The organism is Nocardia sp. Marseille-Q1738, assembly GCF_965283145.1.
Genome location: NZ_CBDIMS010000006.1, coordinates 95366 through 115626, shown reverse-complemented (window position 1 = coordinate 115626; position 20261 = coordinate 95366). Strand labels below are relative to the sequence as shown.

Sequence of the window (20261 nt, the reverse complement as noted above, 5' to 3'; positions counted from 1 at the left end):
CAAGCTATGCGTATCACCGGCCCGGTGCTAGCCGATGCCCCGCCAGACTTGTCGACTTGGACCGATCGGACGCGCGGGTTGCGGGCCTTGTTGATCTCGAGTTTGCCGTAGTCGCGAAGGAAGTCCCGGCGCAGTGCGAGGGTGGTCATCATTCCTCGGTGGTGCTCATCGCCGCGACACGTGCAGCGAGACGGTCGACAGCGGCGAGCAGCGCTCGGGGTGGGAGCGAGAGATCGAGGGTGTGGCAGTGGATGGTGACTGGGCTGTTGCGTATGCGGTGTGCGATCGGCGTGGCATTGCCCTGGGCATAGACGAGATGTCCGTGCCGGGTTCCGGAAACAGTGCAGTACGCCAGCATCTGGTATAGGTCGGCATCCGGAAAACCTTGGGGCCGCTCGATTTTGTACTTCGCGTCGACAACTGCGCGCACGGTGCGATTCGGTGCCAACCAGACGAGGTCGGGTCTCATCGTCACCCGGTCGGCGGCGTCCATGGCCATCCGGTGCTGTGGCGCGCAGCGACCGCCCCTGGGCGCCAGCGCCTCGCTCAGCCCGGTGCAGACGAAGTCCTCGAAGACCTTCCACATGTCGAACATGTAGCCGGTGACGGTCAGGTCGCCGAACCGATGCTCGAAGGACTGCGCCGAGAGCACGATGTCGGCCAGGCGCAGGGCGGCATGGAACCTGTGGTTGAGCCGACTCGGTTCCCAATGTGGCACGGCCGCACCACGCGGCAGGTACGTCACCTCCGAGAGCGCGAGCCGCAACCGGTGCAGCCGCTTTCGCGCTGATTCGCTGACCCGGGGTACGGTCAGCAGCCGGGTTGTGGCCAGCAGCAAGAGCCGGTTCTCGGCGATATCGGTGGTGAATTCGTCGTATTCGACCGCCAGCGGCAACGCCATTCCATGGTGGCGACCCATCTGAGTGCCTGCGAGGAGTCGGCCACGTAGTACCGGCAGGGTGTCGTTGACCGTTCGGTACCCCATGATCAGGCCCTGCTCGGCGGCGGCCAGCGTGATGCGCGAGAATGCTTCGGCGAGTGCGGGAAACAGTTCGTCGGCGGAACTGAGCGTCACCGGATCGTCACGCCAGATGTCGGGTTTCGCCGCATAGCCGATCAGGAAGACAAGCCGATCGATATCGTGCACCTTTGGCCGGACGAGAATTTGTCGATCGCCGAGGGAGACGGCGCCCACCTTTCTCCCCGCCGAGATCTCATACACACCCGGTGTGGTGGTGGGAACGGCATCGGCGATCGCGAGCCGCTGCAGCGCCGTGTACTCGGCGCTGCTGAGCGACACCCGCTGCGCGGCGCCGCCTTCAGTCAGCGTCAGCCGTTGCGTCATCGTCCAACTCCGCATGCTCGGCTGACGTGACCTCGTCGAGCGTGCTACGGATCGCGTCCAGGCCGTATGTTTCGGCCACGTCGACAATGCGATCGCCGTAATGGTGCTCCTCTAGCAGCGGGAGAATCGCTGTGCGCCAGACTCTTTCGATCCCGCCGGGGGCGAATACCGCATCCCGCATGAAGTACGACGGCCCGATCTTGAAATCAGGGTCCTCGATGCGACGGTTGAGTGCGTCGAGAAGATCGGCGACCTCTCCATCCCGGCCTTCAGCTGCCAGCCAGCCACGCAGCACCTCGTTGACCGGAGATTCTTCGGGATGCAGGGGCACGAAGGCAAAACGTCGGCGGATGGCGGCGTCCACGAGGGCGATCGAACGGTCGGCGGTGTTCATCGTGCCGAGCAACACCAGGTTCTTCGGCAGTGAGAACGGTGCGTCCTTCTCCGACCGGTACATCAGGTCTATTGCCGCGTTGCGGTATTCGAGCAGGAAGTACAGCTCACCGAAGATCTTTGCCAAGTTGCCGCGATTGATCTCATCGATGATGAGGACATAGACCGCGGTCGGGTTCTCCGCCGCCTTCTCCACGATCCGGCGCAGGGGGCCCGGCTTCAGATCGAAACCGATCTGCCCATTGCCGAGGGGGACAGGGCGGTAGCCCTCGAAGAAGTCCTCGTAGGAGTAGGCGGGATGGAACTGGACGACGGTCACGTTGCCGTCAGGGGCAATGTGCCGGGCGATCTTCTGTGCGAGATAAGTCTTTCCGGTGCCGGGCGGGCCGTAGAAGATCAACTGCGGGCGGTCGCGGAGCAGGTCGATGCATTCTTGCAGCCAGGCCTGCGGAACATGCAGATGGTCGGCCAGTTCCGGTGTGGCGTCCGGCAGGTTGGCGGCCTTCGTCGCCGGGGTCGGCGGATGCTGCCCCGCCAGGGTGCGCAGAGTTTCGATGTGCGCGCTCAGATCGGTGACGTCGCGCGGATTGTTGAGCAAGGGTGTCAGCTCATCGGGGACGGAGTCGAGCGGTATCGTCCGGGCTTCCCATTTGACGGTGCGGCGCAGATTGGACCGGCCGTCTTCCGTGGGGGTGTGCTCGGCGTCACCCGTGACGGTGCCGAAGTGCAAACGCTGGCGGCTGAATGTGACGACGAGATCGCCCGGATGGATGCGCTGCATGAAAGCATAGAATTCTTCGAACTTCTCTTGCCGCGCCGAATAGCCGGAGGTGCGATAGTCCTCCTCCACACAGCTTTTCAGGTCATCACGCGTCACATCGGGTTCGACCGGGCGCAGCAGCCGGGCGGACAGCGACACGATGCCTTTGGTGCGCCACACGGGCACCATGTCCAGGCCGAGCACATCGGAGCCGCGCACGCGCCAGGCATGCTGGACCGCGTCTGTTGGTGTGACCGGATCACGGCTGCCCCGCCACTGGTCCACCCAAGGAGGGCTGTAGAAATGGACAGGAGCTCCGGTGTTCTCGGACATTAGGACACTGAGCCGGTGCAGGTCCTGGTCAACGTCGCCAGTGCTCTCGTCTAGCCGATCAATAAACGTGTCACGGATGGCACGGCGGTCGCTCGCGCTGACGATCGGGAGGAAGAACTCCGGGAAAGCCAAATACTGCAACGAATTTTGTTGCGTCGCCTGCCCCGTTGGCACCGCCCGTACCGTCTCCCGAAACGCCAGCGGATCCGCCAGTGATTCGGATTGCTGCTGTGCGGGAAGAGATTTGAAGTGCAAAGCGAACCGCACCAGAAAGACGAGTTGTGCCCACCGGTGGTTGGTGAATGCCTGCCCGCCTCGGAAAACGCCGCCAAGACGAAGCGTGTCCTTGATGTTTGGCGGGATTGTCACGTCGGTCGCTCCGAGCGCCAGCACTCGCTTGAGGTGATCGATCTTCGTATCCCCGGTGAAGTTCAACACCGGCAGAAGATTCAACAGCAGTAGCTCGGCGAACAGCTGTATTGCGTCGGGCGATACGGTTGCCAGTTGATTAGCGAGCTTTTCGAAGAAGCCACCGGATCCAGCATCAGGTTGATTGACGTAGCTGTCGACGAGCTCCTGAAGGTTGGTCGTGGTCCAGATCTCTCGACCAGGGGTCAGAATAGATCCGTCCTTGCCGAGGCATGCATCTATTATTCGTCTGCCCACCGTTTCAACGGATTCTACTCCTTCGGTTTGGGATACTGAACCTGGTGAATCTGTCATGCCGCCTTGGTCTCCAATACGCGATCGAACGGCGAGGCGTATGATTGTCCGGTGCGTTCCGCATCTGCCATTGCGTCGTAGATTTCTAGAATTATTCTCTTCGTCTGATACTCGCCGTACGCGGCCTCGTCCTTGCGTTTGACGATCGGGAAAGTATCCATTATGTAGTCGACGTCGTCGCGATCGATTCCGTATACGTGAAAGAGGGCGGCGTCCAGTTCAGCGCGAATTGATGCTCTTAGCGACAGATCATGCCATTCGATTTTGAGGTACATGGTTCGCTTTAGGAACCAGTCGGTGCCCAGTTTCAAGCGGTCAATTGTATGGGGGGTAGGAGCTGGCAACTGAGTGAGATATCCGTAGGTCATATGGGTTCCGCCAACCTTTTGACGCGCGACATAGTCGAGGGCAAAGCATGTCCAGAGCGCCTGAAGTAGTTCGGGTTGGCCTGTGGTTGATGCAATCGGCATCGTGTGCCCCACAGCTGTTCTCGGCAACTCACTCGCGATCATGGTCCGCTCATCAGTGCTTCGGCAGATGTCACGCCAACCCAACAGCCACTGCCTGTCCCAGCGTCCCTTGAGTGTCGCGTCAACGGCCACCTCGTTGACCCAGTAGCGTGGCATCACGACAAAATCGGGCTCCTGTTTTTCCTTGAGAGTGACGTCGCGCACCGTGCCATCTGGCTCGTAACTTGCCCAGCGATGGTCGTAGTGGTGGATCATCTTCGCCTCGTACAGCGGCAGCATTCTCTCGATGTCGCGCTCGAAGACGTTGCCCCGCAGGGTCCAACCGTTCTTCTCGAGTTCCTCGCGGGTGTGGAACAGGTCCGAGTCGTTCGACATGTGGAACATTGTCATGAACTTGATACCCCAGGGGTTACCGTCCGGGTCACCTTGGCGGATGAGGACGGGAACTCGGCGGTAGATGCCGAGGGTGATCTCCGCGTCGCGCCGAGTCCGGAAGACCGGGCAGGTGCCGGTGTTGGGGTTGAGGAGGGAAATTTCCTCCGGGGTGAGAGTGAATCGAGCGTCGGCACGCTGCAGGTCGGTCGGGTCGTGGGCAAAGAATGCGAAGTCCGCTCGCGGTTCACGGATGTCACGCCCTACCAGCGTGAGCAGGCAGAACTTGAAGCTTCGATGCACCCCGTCGAATAGAGGCTTGCTGTTCTCGAGGTCATAGAGGCTCGAGATGGAACCCCGTTCGACAAGATCCTTGAAGAAATGCTGGGTAGTCGCGTCTGTGGCGATGCCGGTAGGGAGGATAACGCCTAGTCGTCCGCGCGCTGCGAGCAGGCTCCGGTCGGTCTCAGCGAATACGGCGTAGGTGTTGATATCACCGCGGCCGGTCAGCGGAAATCGTCCGGAGACACGCAGGACGTGCGATACGCCTTCCGCTCTACGCTTCTCGGCGATGAATTCCTGATACAGGACGGGTGGTTCGGCGTGTGCCAGTGCGGCAATGAGCTTTTTGCGTGCAGCTGCGTTGGGGGCTTGGGCGATCTCCGGGTCGCGGGCGGCGAAGAACTCCTGCTCCTGCAGCTTCACCCGCTCCCACGGCGGATTTCCCAACACCACCGAGAAACCGCCTGCCCACCCGGTCGCCGGGTTGACGTCGGCGCCGGTGGCGGTAGGGAAGATGTGCGGGAACTCCAGGTGCCAGTGGAAGAAGCGGTATTCGGCTGCGAGACGGTGGAGCTCGGCGCGCATCGCTTCATCGAGCACCGCTTTGCCCGCTGTGAGTGCGGTGACCACTCGGTGCGTAATCGCAGTGGGTGCGTCTTCGTACTTCGGCCACACGAACGCCGCACACCACGCATCCGCCGCCAGCCGCTGCTGCCGGTACTCGTCCGAGTCGATGTAGGACCGCAGTCGCTGTTGCTGAATATGCACGTCGCTCAGCGAATTCGGGCGTGCTGCGATCACGTCCTCGATACGCGAGCGCAGCGGGTCGTTCGACACTCGTTCGGGAGCATCGAAGAGACTGGCTTGATTGCCGTGTTCACGCTCGGACTTGTTCTGCCTCTTCAGGGATGCCGTGATCTTCTTGTCGTCACCTTCGATCGGTTTGAACGCGTCATCGGGCAGCCCCTGTGCCAGCAGGCGCGGAGTGACGCCGACGAGCGCATTGCCGACCTTGATCTGCGCATCCAGGAAGGCCAGTGGCCGTCCGGGTTCCAGGGCCTCCATCCACAACGACACTTTCGCCAGCTCGGCGGCAAGCGGGTTGACATCGACGCCGTAGATGCAGTGCGACACCACATCCCGCATCGCCCCGCGCACGGCCTGTGGTGCCGGTTCCGGATCGCCGGTACGCAGTGCGGCAACCCGTTTCGCGATCCGGCGTGCGGCGCCGACCAGAAAATGGCCGCTGCCACAGGCGGGGTCACACACGGTGACCTGTAGAAGCGCCGCTTCGGGATCGTCGGATTTCTGGGCCTCGTCGAGCACCGGGTCGAGCGCGGTGTCCAGCAACGATTCGACCAGGCTGGTCGGCGTGTAGTAGGAGCCGGTGTCTTTGCGGTCGTTTCCCGCGGCGATATCGAGAACGTAGGTGTGGCGCGCGATGTCGATCTGCGGCACGTATTCGAGCAGTGCTTCGTAGATGCTGCCGAGTTCCTCCGCGCCCAGACTGCGGTAGTCGACCACACGCAGCACACTCGAGCCGGGTTCGCGCACGGTCGACAAGGCGCGCACCGCGCCGAGCAGTGCCTCGTTGCTGAGCGAGCAGTCGAGCAGCAGATCGAGTTCGCCGCGCTCGAAGAGGCCGCCGAGACCCGGCAGTCCGAGCTCGGGCAGACCCTGCTCGTCACCGAGACCACGCCAGACCAGCGTAAGGGCCTGCCATTTGTCGCTGTGCCGGTCGCCGATTCGGCGCAGTGCGGTGCGGCGCAGGCGTGCTGTGGCGAAGTAGTCGGTGAAACGTTGCCGCACCGCGGGTGTCGCCGCCGGGGCCAGCAGCACTCCGCGATCCTCGGCGACGAAGGTGAACAGCATCCGATACACCACCCGCAGTAGCGCGTGATGCAGGTCGTCCTTGTCGACCTCGCCTGTGGCCAGCCGGTCGCGCAGATCCGTGTTGGCGGGATGGGCAACGAATCCTGAGCCAAGCGTCCGCAACGCCTGCACCACCCCGTCGCGCAGCAGATTCAATGCGCGCGAACCAGAGTCGATGGCGTCCCGACGCCATTGTTCCAACCAGCAGGACGCGGGCCCCACCTCGGGGTCGCGGACCTCTACCCGGGAGACATGGCACAGCGTATACAGCAGCAGAAAATCGGCGAAAAGGTCGCCGTCGAAGATCGCCTCGAGATCGAACTCCACATAGGACGATCCGACCAACGACGTCGAGTCGCGTAGCAGTCGCAGCACTACGCCATTCGAGAGAATCGCCCACAGGTGTGCCTCGGACCGATTCAACGTTTCTTGCACCATCGACTGTGGCGACGCGCCCGCTGCCCCGGCCACGCCGCGGGTGCGGGTGTCCAGTGGTACTCGGGCGCCGAGCAGGTGTATCGGCACGTTCTGCCACACATGCGAAATAGGGAACGAGGTGTCGTCCGCGGCCAACCCGCCGCGCGGTGTGGCCGGCACCCGGCCGTAACCGAGCTGGTCCAGGAGCACCAGCAGGAACCGCCCTCGGGTCAGCGAGGTGGCGGTGTCGAATTTCGGCAGCTTCGCCAGCGCGTCCCGGTACCCTGCCCACACCCCACGCAGATAGGCCCACACACGGTTCGCCGCGTCACGGACGGACTCACCGGTGGCGAGGTGATAGTCGCGGGAACTCAGCCCGTCGAGACCGCCATGTCCGGGCTGCAACAGCCGAGGCAGCAGGTCGACCGGCACGAGTCCACCCTGAATCCGGACACCAACGAACGAATCGGCACTCACTGCGCCCCTCCCACCGGCGGAATGAACACGAAGACGCCGAGCACGTCCGCCGACGGCTCGACCGTTACCTTCAAACCACGCACGATCTCGGCCGACGCCTGCCGGACCCGACGATGTGACTGCAACAGCTGCTCGGCGAGCCGGCGGCCGTGGTCATCCAAGTGGGGGCGGACCCTGTCCAGGCCGTCCAGACTGCGCGCCATGAACTGGCGGGCCTGCGGCTCGGGAACGTTACCTGTCGGCCGCGCGGCGAGCAGAGCCCGCACGTCGGGATCCGGTAGCCAACGCGACTGCGCCGGTGCGCCTTCGAACGCGAGCATCGCGACATCCTCGGCGACGAGTTCGCGGTTGCCGGTGCGCGACGGCAGCAGCAGATGGAAGCGGTAGCGCACGAGGAGCAAGGTTGTTCGGGTACTCACCGCGTCGGTACGCATCACCGAACACCGTCGGGCCGGTCGATCCTCGGCCGGCAGGTTCGCGTCGAGCGCCGATTCGAGGACATACTTCGCAACTGCTTCGACGGCATCATCGGTGCGCGCCAGCACTGCCGTGCCACGCGGAACGGGCAGGTCGACGGCGAACGGCAGCGGATCGCGATGATCGCGCAGGACATCGCGAACTCCGACGGGCAGCGTCGCCAATGTGGCGGTGAAACCGTCCGCTGTCGCGGTCACGGTGGAACGCAGTGCCCGCAGGGAATGCTCGACGAACTGCGCGATTTCCGATCGCGTCCCCAGCGATTCCCGCACGGCGGCCACTTCGGTGGCCACGTCCTCCGGTTTGATCGTGTACTGCGCGTACTTGGTCTTGGCCTCGCGTTCCCGTGCGGCCGCCGAATCCCAGTCGGCGTACAAACGGCGCTGCTTGGTCTGCACATCCAGGTCGAGGCTGAGCTGCTCCTCGTTGTCGCCGCGCAGCAACAGCCCCTCCATCAGGGCCTCGACCACCGCCTCGCTGTTATCGGGCACAGGCACCGACACGCCGGTCGCCTTCCGGATCGCCTCATGCTTGCGCAGCAGGACCTCGAGCACAATGGCGTCGATCTGGTTGTCCCTGCCGTACAGAGTGACGGCACGCACCTGCTGCGCGGTTTGCCCGAAACGATCGACGCGGCCCTCACGCTGCTCGTGGCGCGTCGGATTCCAAGCCAGGTCATAATGCACGACCGCCTGAAAGGCTTCTTGCAGATTGACACCCTCTGACAGACAATCGGTCGCCACCAGCACATGCCTGCCGGGCACCGCGGTGAGCTCATCGATGCGGGCTACGCGTTCATTGGGTGGAAGCGTGCCGGTCACCGACCGGACGGTGACGTCCTTGCCGAGCCGCTTGGCGAGTTCCTCGGCCACGTAGTCCGCGGTGTCGATGAAGCGGCAGAAGACGATCGGGTCGCAGTCGTCGTGCAACAGCTCCTTGACGACATCGACCAGTGCGGCAATTTTGTTGTCGGCCTGACCTTCCAGCTTGCGCGCATCGGTGAGGAAGCCGCGAAGGCGGCGTTCGGTGGCAGTAGCCGCGGCGTCATCGGTGTCCGCGCCGGGCGTCGAGTCGGTTTCCATGGCTTCGTCATTGGCCAGGTCCAGCACGACCAACCGGCCGATCGCGTCTGCCTCGGTGACCGAGTCCGCCGCCGCGGCAGCAGCTCTTGTGCGCAGTGTCTGCACGGTTGCGCGCGGCGACGACGCCATCGCCCGCAGCAACGCCAGCGCAGACCACCAAGTGACGCGTTTGGCGACATCACCGCCATCGGCGCGCACGGTCCCTCTCGCATAATCGAGAACCTTCTCGAACAGCGCCCGGTATTCGGGGCTCAAGGAATAGGAGACCTCTTTGGAGAGGCGATCCTTCGGGAAGGGCGTGTCCTCGTCGAGGTAGCGGCGGATATCGGCGCGACGGCGCTGGACGAAATGCCTGGCAAGCCGCTCCCTGTCCTTCTGCTTCTCGAGATCGATGGACGACAGCTCGGGATCGAGCAGCCCGAGCAGGTTTCGAAATGCCTGTTCCTTACCGCTGTGCGGTGTCGCGCTGGCCAGAATCATGTGCCGGTGAGGGTCTTTGGCGAGGTCACGCATGAGTTCGTAGCGCTGGGTACGGCCGACTCCCGCGTGGCCGCCATCGGCGACACAGGTGTGCACCTCATCCACGATCACCAGATCCGGGCACGTGCGCACGAATTCGTGGCGCCGTCGCGAACTCTTGATGAAATCAGTCGAGACGACGGTGATCGGAAACCGATCGAAGACCGATTCGGCGCCGATGCACTGCCGCTCCAACCGCCGAACTGTGCTGGGAAGCACCAATTCGGCGGCCAGCCCGAACTTTTCGCGCAACTCTCGCTGCCACTGTTCGGCCAAGGCCGGGCTGCACAGCACGCTCACACCTTGCGCCGCTCCCACTTCGAGCAGTTCGGCCGCTACGAGGCCGGCCTCGACGGTCTTTCCGATTCCGACGTCGTCGGCGATGAGCAGCCGGACCACATCCATCCGCAGCGCCATCATCAGCGGCACCAGCTGATAGGCGCGGGGCTGCACCGCAATCGAGGCCAAACACCGGAACGGCCCAGCGGTGGAACGGAAGCCGATCCGCAGCGCGCTACGCAAAAGGCTGGCGCTGAAGTGATCGCCGAGATCGGCGGGATCGGGTGCGGGGAAGGCGGCAGGTGCGACGCCTTCGCTGACGAGTACGCCCGCGATGTCGTCGTCGGCACCGCCCAGCGGCCGCAACACCAGGAACTCGTCGGTGCTGCCAGGTAGCACGACCCATTCGCGTCCGCGCGCCGACACCAAATTACCTGCGGCGAAAGCCATTCGGTTAATTCCTTCCCTCACCCAACACATACGCATGGTCGCGGAGTTTCGCCAGCCAGTCGTCCTCGGGATGCAGCCAGAGGGTCGACCACCCAAGGTCCGTCAGACGTTCCTCGGCGTCGTCATCGGAGATGACGTTCGGGCCGACGAATACCGCCAGTGCGGCGTCTCGGGCGGTGAACACGAAGTCCGGTTCGATATTCGCCCCGTCGATCGGCTCGTGGATCCGGCTCGGCAATGCGAGTTCGTGTTCGACGAGCAGGTTGATGAGCCTCAATTCGAGCGGCGTTCGGCAGCGTCGCCGCATCATGTCGATCTGCTCGGTGCGATCGGTAACCGGCTTGTCTGGCACGGTTTCCGAAGTGGCGAGCTCTCGCAACAGATTCAGCACGTCGTGCCGATTGATCAGTTCGTGTTCGCCTTGGTTGCCGTAGGAGAGCAGGCAGTCGTAACAGGCCTTCTCGCAGCGCTCCCGGGCTCCCTCGGCCTTACCCAGATCGTTTCCGTCGGCGTCGAAGTGAGCGATTTCCAGCGCTCGGCGCGCCGCCCGCGCCAGAGCGCCGGGCTCGGCGTGTAACCGCCGTAGCACGCCGGCCCCGCCTTCCGCGGACTCGGTGAACAGCATGCGGGCGTGACCGTTCGGATCGGGCAGTGCTTCGCTGGACAGTTCGGAATCCTCCAGCTGGAACTCCGCCTCGATACCACGTTCGAGCGCATACCGCAGCGTGGTGGCCTGTGCATCGGTGACGCTGTGGGCCAGGCGGAACACCACGATGTTGCGGGTGTCCTCCACGTAAGGGATGACCTTTTTCGGGCTGGTCGACGAGGACACCGGATCGAGACCGTCATCGGGCGCCGATGCGTCGGCTGCGTCCTTCTCCGACAACCAGTTGCCCTTCACGGTATCCAGCCAGAAGCCGACGTCGTCCGGCTTCTGGCGACGGCGCAACCCGAGATTGGTGACCCGCACCGTCGCGGTGTCGCCGTAATCGAGCGCCGCCAGCAGCACGGCGTCATGCCTGCTGAAAACCTTCGCGCCCAGGCGGCCGGGCCGCGAACCGTGATCATGGAAGCGATAGGACGTATGCAGTTCGAAGCCCGCTCGCCGACGCTCCTCCTCGTCGCTGGAGATCCGCTCCCTGCGCCGGGTGAAGACGGTCTGCATCCGCATCATGTCGTACTGCGGTGTGCCCAATATCGCCTGGCAGTACTGGCAGGTATCCAGCCCCGGCTTTGCGACGTGATGGTATCCGCACTGCTCGCATCGGCGGGTGATCTGGACGTCCACGATGCCCTCGCCATGCGTGGTGATCGGCACCTGGATTCGTTTGACCTGGTAGCGCGCGCCCTCGTGGTAAATGATGGCGCCGGGCCCGAATTCGCGGATGGCGAGGAACCTCGGGCGTTGCAGATACTCGCCGTCGGCGTGGGTGCCACCCGCCCTGATGGCAGGGATGTAAGCGGCCAGCGGCAGGCGAGGGAAGCTGTAGCCGGGCAGGAACCCTTCCGAGGCGAAGTACCGGTAGGTGTAGAAGTCCGAGTGGCCGTAGTCGGAGTCCTCGTTGCGCAACAGCACCATCTGGCGCTCGGCATCCATACGCCGGGATTCGGCGGCCTTACGTTCGCGATGTGATGCCGATATGTTGCGGACGATCCGGTTCTGCTCTTCCTGATCATCAAGGGCGGACTGATAGAGCTGACGCCAGCGGTCGCAAGAACGATCGAAAGTCTCCGCTGCGGAGCCGATCACATCCTCCGCCCATGCGGAATGCCACCACGATGTGGTCTGCAATTCCGATGTCAAGGGTGAAATAATTTGTGCGACATGCACTTTCGCACGCACGATGGCAGACTCGTCGGACAGGTCTCTACGCAGCGCTGGGAGTAGCGGCATTCCCGGTAGATCCAGGTCGAGTAGCTGTGGCATCCGGGAACGTAGATCGGCTCGCGTTTCCGACAGCCAGATCGCGTGCAGATGCGAGGCGAGCAGATCCTCGTTCGTCAGGTCCAGCCGCGGGGCCGCGACGGATCCGGCAACCATCTCCGCCGAGCGCCGGAAGTAGTACTGATCATGAGAATTGCCTGTCGCGCAGTACGTTACGACCAACGCTGGCTGGCCGGAACGCCCCGCTCGGCCACTACGCTGGGCGTAATTCGCGGGAGTTGGTGGCACATTGCGCATCCCGACCGCGTTCAGATCGGCGATATCGACGCCCAACTCCATGGTCGGAGAGCAGTACATCACCGGTAGGTCCCCGCGGCGGAAGTCCTCCTCTCGTTGCTCGCGCCTGAGCGAATCGACCTGTGCGGTGTGTTCCCGGGCGTGCAAACCGGCCAAGGTAGGGGCGGTGTCGCGGTAGAGGTCCCGGAAGAATGTGTTGACTCTGGCGCCCAAGTCTGGATCGACCGACTTGCGCAGCAGGTCGACCCCGGCGTACTTGCCATCGCCGGCCATCCAGATCACGGAGGACGCCTTCAACCGGTAGGCGGGGCCGGCAATGTTCGGAGCGTGCACGGTGATCAGCAGGCCGGTGGTGTCCAACATCTTCAGGATGTCGACGATGACTTGGTGTGCGTCGCTCACCTTCAGCTTGCTGCCGTCGGGTTGCCGCAATCCGCTGAGATCCCGGATGTAGCGGCCGAGCAAGGACCGGCCGGTGAGCCGGACATCCGCCCGCGGTTTCCCTGGGCTGCCCGGCTCGGTCGAGACAATTCCGGGGCGGGGTGCGGGCTCGTGCCGTGCTACCGACCACAGCCCTTGTAGGTGCTGGTCGGACTGACGCCGGATGCGGTCGAAGCCGTCCTCGCTGAGGCAGTCCACCTCGACAGCGAGTTCGCGTCGGAACTCGTCGAGTACGATCCGGCACAGCTCTTCCCGCTGGGCGGCATGCGCGTCGCGCAGCGGGGCGCAGGTATCGGACCAGATCGACTGATCAGCGGCGATCTCCGGCAGCGATTCGTATTCGATGCGCAGGAGTCCGGTCTGTTCGAGGTTCGGCATCGTCACACGCCAGCCACGTTGCAGGTCGGTGTACAAGCGGTACTCGACAAACGCCGTGAACGCGCGTTGCGCCGCTGTTCGCGGGCCATACACCGCCTCGGGATTCTTGGCGTAGTCGGCAAAGTCGATTCCGAGGGCCTGCACTACCCGTTGTGCGACGTCGTCGTGGTGTGCCGGGCCGGACTCGAGCGCGTGGAACAATGCGCCGCGGAGTTGAGTCACCTGCACGTAGTCGTTGAAGTGCCCGGCCTGCAGGCTCGCGTCTTGGCGGTTGTCCACGAAAGTCAACAGCTTGCGGGCCTCCGCGGAAAGTTGTTCTGGTGGAAGCTGTTTGAGTGAGGACACGATCGAGGAGCTGAGCACCGAAATTGCGGAACTGCGTCCTTCGGCATCGAGCGTTGCCAGTTTGGCAAAGTCGCTGCCACGGGTCTGCATGTAGGCGACACGGCAGCGCAGGCAAAAGCGGAACGGTGACGGCACGAAGGCAGCTTCCGTTTCCCCACCGGGCATCTCGATGCCGTCGGATGCGACATGCACCCGTGACGGAAGCGATGACCGCAATCGATCGATCACGTCGCCGTCTTCGACCCAGGAGTCGGGTAACCGGTTGTCTTGCAGTGGATCTGCTGGCCAGGGATGCTTCGACGAGATGTAGAGGTAACCGTCTGTGCCGCTGTCACCGCTGCGGTCACGCTCCCTGCGTGAGCGATAGCGAACCTGGCCATCGCCGTCGGTGCGGGTGACCACGAAATACTCCTGACCGCATTCTCGACAGAACGCCAGCGGCAGCAGTATGTGGTCGGGCTTTCCTGGCACCGCCACCTGGTATTCGGCGGTGAGGTAGCGCTCGTTCTCCTCCTCGTAGCCGATCGAGGAATAGACAGTGTCCCCTTTGGAGACGAACTGGTGTAGCCGGAACGCGAAGAGCGGACGGCCGGTCTCAGGGTGCTTGGCTGCAGAGCCCGTCAGCAGGGTCGAGCGAATGGCCGGCTCGCACTCGTCCACCGTGGTGGAGGTCAGACCTGCCAGGTGCGCAGCGGCCTCTCGCACCTTCGCGGGACGCTGGCGCACGACGCGACCGGTGTCACGCTCAGAGGTCAATCCGAACGTGGTTTCGATCCAGGCCGCCAGCGCCGAACCAGCCAGCTCCGCATAGGTTCCGGTGACGCCACCGGAGTGGATGTCACGAGCCAAAGCGGTGGCGTCGGCCGAATCTCCATGGGTGGCGCGGTCGAGCGTCTCACCGATGACGTGATCGGGAGTAACGCCGGTGCCGAACAGCTCGGTCGCGACGCGCGCGACCTCTTGCTGCTGATCGGCGGTGGAACTGGCGCTGGCCATAGTTGCCGAGGTACCGACACATTGCAGGTTCGGGGATTCACAGGCATCGCGTACCCGGCGGACCAACATGGCGACGTCTGCCCCTTGCCTGCCGCGATAGGTGTGCAACTCGTCCAGCACGAGGAACTGCAAGCCCTTTGCCGCGTCGACCAGCCGCGCGCGCTCCTCCGGGCGGGTCAGCACGAGGTCGAGCATTACGTAGTTGGTCAGCAGGATGTCCGGTGGATTGCGGAGGATCCGTTCCCGATCCTGCTCCTTCTCCTGGCCGGTGTAGCGGTCGAACGTCACCGGTGCGGCGCCGGGCGGATAACCCCACGTCAGAAACTTCTTCAACTCGCCGAGTTGACTGTTGGCGAGAGCGTTCATCGGATAGACGATGATCGCTTTGACGCCCGGTCGTGGCTCTTGCCGAAGGACGCGGTCGACGATCGGGATGATGTAGGCAAGCGACTTGCCCGAACCGGTGCCCGTGGTCAGTACATAGCTCGCGTCGGATTGCGCGACCTCGATGGCTTGACGCTGGTGCCGGTGCAAGGTGATCGGCCGATCCGACAGGACGGCGTGCTCGGACTTGGGTCGGAAGATCCTTTGGCATTCCGGGTGCAACAAGCCCTCGGCGATTAGCTCGGTGATCGAACCGCCGCTGGCGAACGCCGGGTTCAACGACACCCAGGGCTCGGGCCACTGCTCACCCCGAGCGATGCGGTCGGCAACGAACTGGGCGATCCGCGGATCCCGAGGGTCGACAGCTGAGGTGGTGAAGGATTTGTAGTCTTCGATAAGCCGCTCGTGGACTTCGAAAACGTCCATTGATCCCCCTCGTATTTCATGCTCACGACATCCAGTTCATGTCGCATGGCCGGGTCGAATCGGCCACTTGTTCGGTTGAGCCCTGTCTCCGCAACAGGTGGACTGGAGCAGTGGAGTGTTGTTAGTTGTGGTTTGTTCAGCGTCAGCTGAGATGTCGTGCCCGACAAAGATCTTCAGCCAAGAGCGTGCGACACTGCGCATTTGTGGTTTCTTGTGCGGTCGGAGCAGGTTCTCGGCGAGGTAGGGTGTCCGGTGGTATCTGGATCTCCTTGTGCCACTTGGTTCTTGCTATAGAAGATACGTTGTCTTCGCAGTGATCGTCTTCCTCGAACGGACTGTTACAGGTACTCATTGACGTGGGTACATGAGCTTCCGGTCTTCCGGACACCTACTGCTCAGGCGGATACCCGCCTCCGGAAGAAGCCGCATGCCGGCTGCGCATCACCCGGGGTTTCGTCAGCAATCGAGCTCGCCTGTACGGGGTGAGCTGTCGATCGGTGAGCATGTCACCAGCGACCGCGTCGAGCGGATTTTTCTCCGGGTCCCGCGGCACCGTCTCCGTCGCGATCAGCGTCGTAGAGACGCCATGCGGGCAGCCGAATCGAAGCGATGCGGTCTGCGCTGTCCTCTCGCAGTTCTCGGCGGGTGAGCATCAATCGCAGGTGGCGGGCGTGGTCGCGTCCGTCGGCGACTCCCGTATCCACCATGATCGCCGTCTTCGAGTCGTCGTCCCAGTGGATCACCGCGTCGGTGCGATGTCCGCAAACGATTTCCTGAAGTTCGACCTTCGACCCTGGCCGACGTCCGGCGAGGTCGAATAGGCGGTCGTAAAGGTCATCGAATATCGTGTCGCCGGTTGGTTCGGCCCCGTTGCCGGCGGAGTCCAACAGAGCGGCACCGATTCGACGTCTCGACCACAGGTCGCGGTTGCCGACCATAACGAGGTGTGAGCGTGCGCGAGTGATGGCTACATTCCACAGATTGAGTTGGTCGTCGATCCACTTGATCGAGCCGGAAGGCATCTCGGGCGCGGCAACTAGCGAATAGAACATGATGTCGCATTCGCCGCCCTGGAAGGTGTGTACGGTTCCGACTCTGACGTGCTCGAAGCCCTGGCCGAGTCGCTGTCGGATTATGTCGGCCTGCGCCTTGAACGGCGTTACCACTCCGACCGTGGTGCCCTCTGCCATCCTTCCCGGCTCGAGCAGAAACTCCACGGCGGTGACCACCATGTTCACTTCGGCCCGATTGATCCAGGACTTGCCGGACATTGGTTGCTCCGCAGCTCCAGCGACGTGGGCCCAGTGGATCGGGGCGCGGTCGGCGATGGTGGGACGCCCCCGGATATCTGTCATCACGGTGAGTTGGCCGTTGTAGAACAAGCCATTGACCAGTTCGGCGATGCTCGGGTGGCACCGGAAATGCTCGTCGAGCAGGAGATGGCCGCCCGCGGCCCGCTCACCGGCGCGGAAGGCGGAGTGTCTGCGGTAAGACATACGGTGGCTCTCCAGCCAGGCAAGACTCACATCGGAGCTTCGTGCAGCCCGGGCCTCCTCGTCGGCGTCGAGTTCGGCGATATGCGGCAACTGCATCGGGTCGCCGATGATCAGTGCCCGGCGAGCCCGGAAAAGCAGCGGCAAAATCTGCGGTATCGAGCACTGACTGGCCTCATCGATGACAACCAGGTCGAACAGGGCGGGTGCCGGCGTGAAATACCTCGCCGAGAGCGTGCTCACTGCCCATGCAGGGACTACCGGAAGCGCAGCCTTGATTGCTCGCCAGGCTCGCCCGTCCGCATTGGCATCGACGAGGTCGGCGATCGCGCGGTGTCCACGGCTGGCATTCGAGCGCACAGCGTGGTCGAGCGATGTCATCGATGCTTCGCGAACTGCGTACTCGGCAGCTCGAAACCCATTGAGGAGCTCGGCATCCTCAGGCACGTTGTCGATCCGGCCACGCAGGGCGCGCCAATGGTCTTCGGCGAGGGCGAATTCGGCGAGTGCCAGGCAGCGCTCCGCTGCGGGCAGGTCCGACTCGGGTATTCCCCAGCGGCGAAGCAACCGGCCCTGCCGTGTCGCAGGAAACAATCGCGCCCTGCTTACCCGCTTCGCTTTTCGGGCGACCGAGCCCGGGTGAGTTCGCGCGAGCCGCGAAGTCAAGTCGGCAACCGGCAGCCGCAATCGCGCGGCGTGTAATTCCCGCGCCCGGCCGGCATTGAGTAATGCAAGTTCCAGTTCGGCAATGTCGTGTAGGAGTACGCGCTGAGTGCTGAGCAACTGCCCGGCATGGCGCAGGGCCATGGCCGTTGTCGCCGGAGTTCCTTCGGGCACCGGAGCCTTGAGCAGAGAGCGCAGCGATTCGTCGGTGGCCTTCCGATACTCGACATTGCCGGTGCGGATAATGCTCCCCGGTGACAACTTCCTACACCGGTCCCAGACCTCATCGACGGCTTGGTTGTTGGTGGACGCGACAAGAATGGTCTGGTTGTTGGTAACGGCTGTCGCGACAAGGTTTGTGACCAGCTGGCTCTTGCCTGTGCCGGGTGGCCCGGTAGCGATGGTCAAGCGTTGCGACATCGCCGATCGTAGTACCGCTTCTTGAGCTTCATTGCACGGCAACGGGGTAGCCAGTTGGAAGGGTCTGGTCTCGGCCTGGTGTGCGGCGCGTTCCATGGGCTTGGGCGACAGAGCTGCGAGAGCGGTGCCTTGGATCTTGTCGACCTGCTGCTCAATGCTGTCGAAGTCGTCCAGGAGCTTGGTTGTGGGGCTGCCGCTGCGGGGCACGCGGAACAGCACCGCGGCATTCCTGGCTCCGTCTTGTGGGATATCGGCATCGATGTGATCAGCCAGTTGATCGGGCCGGAGTTTCTGTACGCACTCGATCTCGAGCTCCTGGGTCAGCACCTTTCCGATGTCGTTCGCCATCAGGGCGTGCTGACCGGCATGCCAGGTCGGGCGATACTGTTCGTTGAAGGCGTTGGCCGTGCCCTCGCCCAGCCGTTCCTCTATGAGGCCAGGATGAACGACCACCGGTCCGGTCGGCTCGAGCCGCACACCGTGCTCAGCGGGAACGACCTCGACCCGCCGGACGAGCAGCGGGGCGAACCTGCGCCGAGTGCGTTTGCGGGACCTCGTCTGATTTTGCAGGACCACGGCTGGATAGCCCGCCCACAGTTCGTCATCCGCCGCGGTTGCCTGGTCGACCAGATGTACTGCCTCGGCAGGCACCGCGACACGATGGTCGGCATCGAGGGACCCAGACAGGAACTTCTCGGACCCGACCAAGCACACGTGGGACACACCATGGTCGTCGACCGACAACGTCGGCATCGTGCTGTGACCGGTACTCAAACACCTCCGGTAGTACGCGAATAGTTGGTGCCACGTCGGCTGCGGCGGTGTTTTGACTTCCCCCGGTTCGGGAGCCGAATCGCCAGCGGTGTGCCGGGGAACCGATGTCAAGGTAGGTGGGCCTTGTGGGCGCGACGCAATGACGATGCGATCGTCGACAAGCACAGCGGACTTGACCGGAACCTGCGCGGCCCGCGCCCGCATACGCTGGTTGACGTAGTCGAACAGGTCGTCGACCGTCACTTCGCCGGTTTCCGGCTTGGCCGCATCCCCTTTGCGAAGCGCCTCGACGATTTCGCCGGTGAAAACCGAGGGCGAAATCACTGCGGCGTCGGGAGAACCAGCGAAGGAGTCTTCATCGGCGCGCGAGGACGACAACACGAAGACGCCGCGCCCTTCAACCGGCGCCCTTTCGCGAGATTCAATGCCGCCCTTTGCCGTTCGGTCGTCTGTCCGGAGTCCGAGTGCGAAACCGCCGCTACGGCAGCAGTCGATCATCAGGAGCTTCTGCGGGGCCACACACTGCTCGAGCTGGGTGTTGACGAAGCCGGCACCGACAGCGGTCGTGGCGACGTTATCGAAATCACTGTCTGTGGCAATGAACTGGAATTCTCCGTTCGACTGCACCAGCCGGGTGCCATGGCCCGAGATGTACACCAGCGCCAGCTCGTCCTCATCGCAACTTTCGAGGAACTCCCCGATCTCGTTGCACATCCGTTCGGCGGTGCAATCGGCAACCGGACGCACCTCGGTGAAGGCACCGATCTGCCGGTTCGACAGCACCTGTCCCAACAGCGAGACGTCGGCCCGTACGGACGGCAACGGCGCGAAGCGATGATCGAGGTAGTGCTCATTGCCGATCAGTAGGGCTCTGCGTCGAAGGACGCCGGTCACGGTGTTTCGACTTCCTGGCCGCCCGTCGGACCGTCGGAATCGTTCGCATTTCCCGGGGCGTCGGTCGCGAACAGGTCGATGATCTGCTGGAGCTGATCACCGGACTGGCCGACGATGATTGCCGAGTTTCCTTTGTAAGTGAGTTCGACTCTTCGATGCCGATCGCGCGCGCACCACTCTCTGATCAACGTGACCAGGATTCGCGCCCCGGCGGCCGCGGCAGGAGTGGCGACGGAGGCCCACAGGACCAGATCACTGCCGACACCGCCCTTGCGGTTCCCTGTGGCTGGCGCTGTGGTGCCTTCCATGAATCCAGCGGCGATACCCTCGGCCGTATCGAGTTCGTCGCGCAGCGTGCGCGTCAGTCGCTCCGCTCGTAGCGTGTCGCCGCCACTCTGAACCCGTATCAGCCAGCGGTCGTCGGCGAATGCCATGCTCCCCCCGATCCTCGTCTGTGCGCGCTCCATGCCCAGAGTGGGCTGCGTCCAGACTGGACTCTACAACCATGTAGATCTGTGCATCCAGTCGAAACGTGATGTGACACTGTAAGATTCGTGATGGGCTGCCAAGGATTCCCGAGTATCGCTGGTCATTATCGACGACAACATTCACTC

7 protein-coding genes are annotated in these 20261 nt (G+C 63.4%); all 7 read right to left on the bottom strand.

Features of this window, described 5'->3' with window-relative positions; all coding sequences use genetic code 11:
* Nucleotides 1–148: 148 nt before the first annotated feature.
* A complete protein-coding gene (locus tag ACWPXK_RS22160) occupies nt 149–1345 on the bottom strand; it encodes an McrC family protein (protein ID WP_454198095.1) in 1197 nt (398 codons plus the stop codon).
* Nucleotides 1320–3554, bottom strand: a complete 2235-nt coding sequence (locus ACWPXK_RS22155; RefSeq protein ID WP_454198094.1) for an McrB family protein — start codon at nt 3552–3554, stop codon at nt 1320–1322. Before ACWPXK_RS22155 ends, ACWPXK_RS22160 begins: the two co-directional genes overlap by 26 nt.
* Complete coding sequence (locus tag ACWPXK_RS22150) at nt 3551–7177, bottom strand: Eco57I restriction-modification methylase domain-containing protein (protein ID WP_454198093.1); 3627 nt, start codon at nt 7175–7177, stop codon at nt 3551–3553. Before ACWPXK_RS22150 ends, ACWPXK_RS22155 begins: the two co-directional genes overlap by 4 nt.
* A gap of 263 nt (nt 7178–7440) precedes the next feature.
* Complete coding sequence (locus ACWPXK_RS22145; RefSeq protein WP_454198092.1) at nt 7441–10251, bottom strand: helicase-related protein; 2811 nt, start codon at nt 10249–10251, stop codon at nt 7441–7443.
* Between the two features lie 4 nt (nt 10252–10255).
* Nucleotides 10256–15403: a DEAD/DEAH box helicase gene (locus ACWPXK_RS22140; protein WP_454198091.1), complete on the bottom strand. Its 5148-nt coding sequence runs from the start codon at nt 15401–15403 to the stop codon at nt 10256–10258.
* Nucleotides 15404–15909: 506 nt separating this feature from the next.
* A complete protein-coding gene (locus tag ACWPXK_RS22135; protein ID WP_454198090.1) occupies nt 15910–19647 on the bottom strand; it encodes a caspase, EACC1-associated type in 3738 nt (1245 codons plus the stop codon).
* The gene (locus ACWPXK_RS22130; RefSeq protein ID WP_454198089.1) at nt 19644–20081 is read right to left on the bottom strand and encodes a hypothetical protein; all 438 of its coding nucleotides are present in this window, start codon (nt 20079–20081) and stop codon (nt 19644–19646) included. Before ACWPXK_RS22130 ends, ACWPXK_RS22135 begins: the two co-directional genes overlap by 4 nt.
* Nucleotides 20082–20261: the final 180 nt, after the last annotated feature.

Coding starts and splice junctions, on each gene's coding strand:
- ACWPXK_RS22155 (WP_454198094.1), bottom strand. CDS start 3,554: ATGACAGATTCACCAGGTTCAGTATCCCAAACCGAAGGAGTAGAATCC.
- ACWPXK_RS22160 (WP_454198095.1), bottom strand. CDS start 1,345: ATGACGCAACGGCTGACGCTGACTGAAGGCGGCGCCGCGCAGCGGGTG.
- ACWPXK_RS22140 (WP_454198091.1), bottom strand. CDS start 15,403: ATGGACGTTTTCGAAGTCCACGAGCGGCTTATCGAAGACTACAAATCC.
- ACWPXK_RS22145 (WP_454198092.1), bottom strand. CDS start 10,251: ATGGCTTTCGCCGCAGGTAATTTGGTGTCGGCGCGCGGACGCGAATGG.
- ACWPXK_RS22130 (WP_454198089.1), bottom strand. CDS start 20,081: ATGGCATTCGCCGACGACCGCTGGCTGATACGGGTTCAGAGTGGCGGC.